Genomic DNA, 6,188 nt, shown 5'->3' on the forward strand with positions numbered 1-6,188 from the left:
GACCGGCCACAAGATCGGCCCGCTCGTCGCCGACGACCGCGCAGCGGCGGAGACGATCGTCCAGGCCCTGCTTGCGAGCGCCGATATCGGCGAAGTCTTCCTCGACGTCCCCGCCGTCAATCGCGAGGCGATCGCGCTCGCGGAGGCGCTCGGGCTCAAGCCGGTGTTCGAGACCGCGCGGATGTACACGGGGCCGATCGCGCCGCTGCGCATCGACCGCGTCTTCGGCGTGACCAGCTTTGAGCTAGGTTAGAGCGCAGCTCAGTAGCAGCGCATGATGTTGACGGTGTGCTCGCTGCCGCCGCGGCCGGGTACCGTCACCTGCTCCGTCGGGCAGCTCGGCACATAGGGCCGGTCGGACGGCACGACATTCGGCGGGAAGCGATGCGTCCAGTCCCAGGGAACGTCATAGGTGTAGGTATAGCGCACGTCGGTGGAGACCGGCTGCCCGGCATCGACGAAGGGCTGGCTATAGCCGGCGCCGTCGTAGAAGAACCCGCCGCCGCCCGGCCAGTAGACCCAGGGATTATTCCGCCGATGGAACCGGCCTCCCGGCGCGATCGGCGCACGCGCCATTGCGCCGGACGGCGCAGCCGTCACCCCATGCGGCGCGGCGCCGCCGGGTCTGGCAAAACTGTCATTGGCGGGAAGGAGCAGCGCAACTGCGCTGAGCGAGGCGAGCAAGGCCCCATGCATTCTATACGTCATGATACGCACCAACTCGTTTGGCTTAAGCGATTGCGGCTCCCCGCAGCTACGCTAGGCCGGGCCGTCGCCCACCCGCAAACGTATAATTAATTATTGGTTAAGGCACGGGATTAACCGCGGAACAACTGCGGCAAGTCGACCGGAATTCTCGGCTGACGGGCACTTCGTTCCGCGAAAGGCACCTCATAACCAGTTGATCGGAGTTGATCGCGGGCGGCCAACAGGTTCGGAACGCTCTCGCACTGCAACCGTTGGCTCCCGACACAAGCAAGGAGCATCTCGAATGCAGAACAAGTCAAAACTCCTCTGCCTGATCACGGCATCACTCGTCGCCGGCACTGCGGCTGCCTCGGCGCAGGGCTACGACTGGAACGGTCCGCGCGTGGGCTGGGACCGAACCGCGTCGCCTTACGAGCCGGTTCAGCGGCGGGCGTACTATCCTGATGTCGCGGGACCCTATGGCGCAATCAACGGCAGCAACCATCCGACCCCGAGCTCGACACAGGGCGATGTCGGCCCTGATGGCAACAACAACGGCACGCTGACCGGCGGCTATCGCTGGTAGAGTTGCTCGACGTGAGGCCCACCGTCCACATCGGACGGTGGGCCTTCGTGCGTCAACGGCCCTGCTGCTTGCGCAGCCAGTCGAGCATGTCCTGCGGCGTTCCAGTGCCTTGTCCAGTACCTTGCGTCACGATGGCGGTGTTGCCGCCGCTGCGGCGATAGACCGTCGTGCGCCCGGGTTCCTTCTCGATTTTGACCTCGGCCTGCGCCGGATCGCCGCTCTGGGTGATCACCGACGTGCCGTTTTCGTCCTGGACCATTGTGGTGTGGCCGTCGCCGGCGCCGGCCGGCGCCGCCGCAATCACGCTCATGAGTCCTATTCCGGATGCGAGCAGGAGCAACCTCATGTCACACCTCCATCATCGGCTGAACTGAAAGATCGCCAGCCAGTTGAAACGCCCGAACTGCCTTACGGCTCCCGTATTCATGTCTCCGATCTGGAGCAGGAGCGCGTTGGTGGAATTGCCGATCTGGGTGATATCGGCGGTGTTGCCCACACCGGACTGACCGATCACCGCATTGGTGGTGCCGCCCACCTGGATCACATTGGCATAGTTGCGCGTGCCGTTCTGGATGATGGTCGCGTCCACCGTCCCGGTGCCGCCGATCTGGATCACCCGCGCGATATTGATGCGGCTGTTCTCCTCGATCGTCACAGGCTGGACATTGTCGCCGAACTGCACGACCGTTTCGATACTGACATTCCCTCTCGTCACGCTGCGCTGGACCGACCCGGCGCTCGCCTGCGTCGTCGCGCCGATGGCGGCGAGCAACGCCGCCACGGCCAAGATTTGAATCGAGAGGCGCCTCAAGACCTGTCTGCCGCATCGCATCGCGCTTCCCCGTTCGTTCTCGACCCCAGCGAACTCGCTCGCCTGTTACGGGCCGGTCTGGACGATCGTCGAGGCGTTGATCGTGCCGAATTGCGCCACCGTGCCCGCATTCGTCGTGCCGAGCTGCGATATCAGGCTGGTCGCCGACTGGCCGGTCTGACCGACGAACGCGAGATTGTTCGCTCCCGTCTGCCCGATCGATGTGGAAGTCGTGCCGCCGAATTGCAGAACGCCCGTGGCATTGTTGGTGCCGTTCTGCGTCACGGTCGCACTGGTGCTGCCGCCGATCATGAACACGCCCGCCATGTTGAGCTGACTGTTCTGATTGAGTACGACCGGCGGGCCGCCGACCGAGACGATGGTCTTGATGTCGGCGGTCTGGGCACCGGCCGACCCGGCGCCGACCGAGCACAGAGCGAGCATCACGGCGCCCGCGCATCCCAAATGATGTTTCATGACATGCCTCGCCACTTCGGATCTGCTCACGGAGCCTGCTGGATGATCGTCGAGCCGTTCAGGATTCCGAGCTGACCGACGCCGGCCGTGTTGTTGGCACCGATCTGGCCGATCAGGCTCGAATTGATGCCACCGACCTGGCCCGCCAGCGCGGTGTTGGATGCAGTCGCGGTGGTGCCGCCCTGCCCGATCACCGAATTGTTGACGGTCAGGAGCGAGCCCGTCTGCAAGGTGGTCGCACTATTGGTGGCGCCGAACTGCAGCGTCGTAGCGCTGTTGCTGGTGCCGCCGCTCTGCGAAATGAACGAAGTGTTGGTCGTTCCGAACTGCAGCACGCTGGCGCTGTTGCCGGCCTGTGCATCGGCGGCCGTCAGCGCGCCGAACGCTGCAACCGTTGCAATGAAATAGGTGATCCGCATGTCAATTCCTCCGCGAGAATAAGCGAGCCATCACAATTGATCGGCCGGCCGGTTGCGGTGCATTCGAGAATGGCGCGGACGCACCGCAACTGGATGCGTCCGGCCAAACGGTTGTGTGGTTCAGTGCGCCGTCTGCGAGACGGTGCTGCCGTTGATGCCGAACACGCTGAGCTGGCCGACGCTGGCGGCGTTGTTCTGCAGCGCGGGCGGCCCGAACGAGTTCTGGGTGATCGAGCTGCCGTTGTTGCCGAACGCCACCTGGCCGGTGGCTGCCGTGTTCTGCACGCCGATCTGGTTCACCGTGCTGCCGTTGTTGAGCGAGGCCGAGCTGGTTCCCTGCATCGTGGTCGCACTGTTCACGATGCCGAGCTGGCTGGTCGAGGAGGTGTCGTTGGTAAGGCCCTGCTGCGAAACGCTCGAGCCGTTCACGACGCCGACCTGCACCGTGGTGGAGGTGTTGGCGGCCTGCGCGGCGGAGGACAGGGCGAACAATGCAACGGAAGCAAAAAGAAATTTACGCATGGAGAATCCCTTTCTAGCAAAGTTGTCTGACTGGGTTCTGATGCCGTCTTGGAAGAGGCCGACATCGTAGAGACAACTTTGAACCGATCGGGCTCCGTGCGACAGACTGCAGTTCATGCTAATCGGTACGGACTAGACGTTGCGCGAAATATCGGCACATGGAAGCGCAAGAGCAACTTCTATCCCGTGCCGGCGCGCGTCGTCTGCGCTTCGCGCCCCATGCTGTCGATCAGCCGCACCACTTCGATCGGCGTACGCAGCTCCAGCTTTCGCATCATCCTGGCACGATGGACCTTCGCCGTCACTTCGCTCACGCCAAGCCGCGCCGCAATCTGCTTGGCGACGAGCCCTTCGGCCATCAGCAGCATGATCTCGCGCTCTCGCGCCGTCAGCGTATCGACGCGCTGGCGGGCTTCACGCACGGTATCTTCGCGTTCCAGCCGCCTGCGATCGCGCTCGATGCCATGCCTGATCGCATCGAGGATCTCCTGCTCGCGAAACGGTTTTGGCAGAAACTCGACCGCGCCGCGCTTCATGGCTTCGACCGAGACGCGGACGTCGGAATGGCCGCTGATGAAGACGATCGGGATAGGCACGCCCGTCTCGGCGAGACGGCGCTGAAGCTCGAGGCCGGTCGGCGACGTGCCGGGAAAGCGGACATCGAGCACGAGGCACGCAGGCCCGGGCGAAATATTCTCCGCGAGGAATTCTTCCGTCGAAGCGAACAGCTTCACCTGGTGTCCAGTCTCCTCGCAGAGACTTCCGATCGCGGTTCGAATCTGAATCTCGTCGTCAACGATATAAACTATGGCTTGACCTGAATTCATGGCAACGGACTCCCCGGCTTGGGGCTCGATGAGCAGGCAACGAGCCATCCATTCTTCTTGCAAGCGAAAACAATGTGCTTGGATGAATTCGCGGGGATCGGGCGAAGCGCATCGGTCCACCGGTTCGACGTCTTAAGGCCAACATGCGCTCGTGACGAGTGAAGGCGTTCACATATCGGGCTTCGTGATCGGAAGGAATTGAGCTCGCCGCCGTCCGCAGCGCGCGATCGCGAAAATGCGGCAATCCGGTGTCGTGCAGTCCGGTATCTTGAATGCAGTATCGCCAACTGCGTCATGCATCGCCACTCATGTGCCGACTCGAACACCCGGCGTCCGCTTCGCCAAAGCAGACGGGACGTTCAGTCAGTCTATCGAGTTCGATACCGCGCGCGTCATATCGATACGCTCGGTATGCATTTCGATCAAATCACGAAAAGTAGCACGGCACCGGCTTTACTACTGGATGATGAGTCGAGCCCGACCGTCGCCCCGGCAGCAGCGACATACGGACGATCGATATCGCTTTGAGAGATTTACAACCATAGCGCGATCTTTGTCCGTGCCGCCATCGAGGCCATTTCAAGAGGCGGGTTTTTGATATGCGATTTGTACCAATTATTGCCTTGCTCGGAACTGCGTGCAGCCTCGCCGCGATCTACATCGCGGGGCCCGCCGTCATCACCGGCGCGGCCGGGAGCGCTGCGGACAGGGCGTCGCACGCCCTGGACTCCACCAGGCGCCTGCTCGTGCCTGCTGGGCGAGACGTCCCGACTTTCGGGTCGGATGCGCCAATGTTCCGCTATGCCTCGATCCAGCGCGGCAGCATCGAGCAGACCGTCACCGTCACTGGTGCCCTGCAGCCGGTCAAGACGATCGAGGTCGGTTCCCAATTGTCCGGGCAGCTCGCCCGGGTCTATGTCGATTTCAACGACACCGTCACCAAGGATCAGCCGCTCGCCTTGATCGATCCGCGCAGCTTTGCGGCGAAGGTCGACGAAGCCAAGGCCTCCCTCGCCGTCGCCAATTCCCTGGTCGACATCGCACGGGCCAAGCTCGATCGCGCCAGGATCGACCTGCAAAATGCCAGGGGCAGCCGGGATGTGCTCGCCGCCAAGCTCGAAAGCGCCCAGGCGGTCAAGAGCTCGGCGCAGAAGACCCTGCAGCGGAAGCTGGCGCTCCAGTCGCAAAACGTGGTGGCGACGACGACGGTCGACGACGCGCAGACCGAGTTCACCGCACGCCTCGCCCAGGAGCGCGAGGCCGAGGTCCTGATGTCCCTCAACTCCTATTCGGTAGAGGGAGCGCAGGCCGACGTCCGCCGGATCGAGGCGGAGCTGCAGCAGGCTCGCATGGCCGTGCCGGAGAAGGCGGCTGTTCTCGCCGCGGCCCAGGCCGATCTCGACCGCACCGTGATCCGCTCGCCGATCGACGGCGTCGTCGTCGGCAGGTTCGTCAACGAGGGCCAGACGCTCGCGGTCGGACTGGAATCGCGCACCACCTTCGTGGTGGCGCATCGCCTGGAGGACATGGAGATCCACGCGCAGGTCGACGAAGCCGATATCGGTCGCATTGCCCCCGGCCAGCGCGCGCATTTCACCGTGGACGCCTACCCGGACCGCCGCTTCGAGGCGGTGGTGCGGCAGGTGCGCAAGGCCCCGCAGAACCAGCAGCACGTCGTCACCTACACCGTGGTCCTCGCGACCTCCAACCTCGATGGCGCGCTGCTGCCGGGGATGACCGCCCTGGTGAAGATCGTGATCGAGCGGCAGGACGACGTTCTGAAGGTGCCGCTCGCCGCACTGCGCTTCCAGCCCTCCGGCACGCGGCCGGACCCGGCTGGCACACGCAGCGGGGTGTGG

9 protein-coding genes and 1 pseudogene are annotated in these 6,188 nt (G+C 63.8%); 3 read left to right on the forward strand and 7 right to left on the reverse strand.

Annotation, left to right across the window (positions count from 1 at the left end; all coding sequences use genetic code 11):
- Nucleotides 1–253 (forward strand): annotated as a pseudogene (locus MOV75_RS24000) (GNAT family N-acetyltransferase); the annotation flags it as partial.
- 8 nt (nt 254–261) lie between these two features.
- On the opposite strand, the gene MOV75_RS24005 reads toward MOV75_RS24000, so the two are convergent.
- Entirely contained in the window at nt 262–708 is a 447-nt protein-coding gene (locus MOV75_RS24005) for a hypothetical protein (RefSeq protein ID WP_246929581.1), read from the reverse strand.
- A 283-nt stretch (nt 709–991) separates the two neighbouring features.
- Between MOV75_RS24005 and MOV75_RS24010 the strand changes: the two genes are divergently transcribed.
- Nucleotides 992–1,273: a hypothetical protein gene (locus tag MOV75_RS24010; protein WP_246929579.1), complete on the forward strand. Its 282-nt coding sequence runs from the start codon at nt 992–994 to the stop codon at nt 1,271–1,273.
- Nucleotides 1,274–1,325: 52 nt separating this feature from the next.
- Here MOV75_RS24010 and MOV75_RS24015 read toward each other — a convergent pair whose 3' ends face one another.
- The 6 genes from MOV75_RS24015 to MOV75_RS24040 all read right to left on the reverse strand — a co-directional run bounded on the left by MOV75_RS24015 (nt 1,326) and on the right by MOV75_RS24040 (nt 4,329).
- Nucleotides 1,326–1,619, reverse strand: a complete 294-nt coding sequence (locus tag MOV75_RS24015; RefSeq protein ID WP_246929578.1) for a hypothetical protein — start codon at nt 1,617–1,619, stop codon at nt 1,326–1,328.
- Nucleotides 1,620–1,631: 12 nt separating this feature from the next.
- Entirely contained in the window at nt 1,632–2,054 is a 423-nt protein-coding gene (locus tag MOV75_RS24020) for a curlin repeat-containing protein (protein ID WP_309486838.1), read from the reverse strand.
- A 96-nt stretch (nt 2,055–2,150) separates the two neighbouring features.
- Entirely contained in the window at nt 2,151–2,561 is a 411-nt protein-coding gene (locus MOV75_RS24025; RefSeq protein WP_246929574.1) for a curlin, read from the reverse strand.
- Between the two features lie 26 nt (nt 2,562–2,587).
- A complete protein-coding gene (locus MOV75_RS24030; RefSeq protein ID WP_246929572.1) occupies nt 2,588–2,980 on the reverse strand; it encodes a curlin in 393 nt (130 codons plus the stop codon).
- Nucleotides 2,981–3,100: 120 nt separating this feature from the next.
- Complete coding sequence (locus tag MOV75_RS24035) at nt 3,101–3,502, reverse strand: curlin subunit CsgB (RefSeq protein WP_246929571.1); 402 nt, start codon at nt 3,500–3,502, stop codon at nt 3,101–3,103.
- 179 nt (nt 3,503–3,681) lie between these two features.
- Nucleotides 3,682–4,329, reverse strand: coding sequence for a response regulator transcription factor (locus MOV75_RS24040; RefSeq protein ID WP_246929570.1), 648 nt, complete (start codon nt 4,327–4,329; stop codon nt 3,682–3,684).
- A gap of 599 nt (nt 4,330–4,928) precedes the next feature.
- Between MOV75_RS24040 and MOV75_RS24045 the strand changes: the two genes are divergently transcribed.
- On the forward strand, nt 4,929–6,188 hold a 1,260-nt coding region (locus MOV75_RS24045), incomplete at its 3' end, for an efflux RND transporter periplasmic adaptor subunit (protein WP_309486964.1).

The organism is Bradyrhizobium sp. PRIMUS42, assembly GCF_023006515.1.
In the GTDB taxonomy this organism is placed as follows: Bacteria; Pseudomonadota; Alphaproteobacteria; order Rhizobiales; family Xanthobacteraceae; genus Bradyrhizobium.

Bases quoted from the DNA above. Each gene is read 5' to 3' on its own strand.
- MOV75_RS24005 (WP_246929581.1), bottom strand. From the start codon at position 708: ATGACGTATAGAATGCATGGGGCCTTGCTCGCCTCGCTCAGCGCAGTT.
- MOV75_RS24010 (WP_246929579.1), top strand. From the start codon at position 992: ATGCAGAACAAGTCAAAACTCCTCTGCCTGATCACGGCATCACTCGTC.
- MOV75_RS24015 (WP_246929578.1), bottom strand. From the start codon at position 1,619: ATGAGGTTGCTCCTGCTCGCATCCGGAATAGGACTCATGAGCGTGATT.
- MOV75_RS24025 (WP_246929574.1), bottom strand. From the start codon at position 2,561: ATGAAACATCATTTGGGATGCGCGGGCGCCGTGATGCTCGCTCTGTGC.
- MOV75_RS24030 (WP_246929572.1), bottom strand. From the start codon at position 2,980: ATGCGGATCACCTATTTCATTGCAACGGTTGCAGCGTTCGGCGCGCTG.
- MOV75_RS24035 (WP_246929571.1), bottom strand. From the start codon at position 3,502: ATGCGTAAATTTCTTTTTGCTTCCGTTGCATTGTTCGCCCTGTCCTCC.
- MOV75_RS24040 (WP_246929570.1), bottom strand. From the start codon at position 4,329: ATGAATTCAGGTCAAGCCATAGTTTATATCGTTGACGACGAGATTCAG.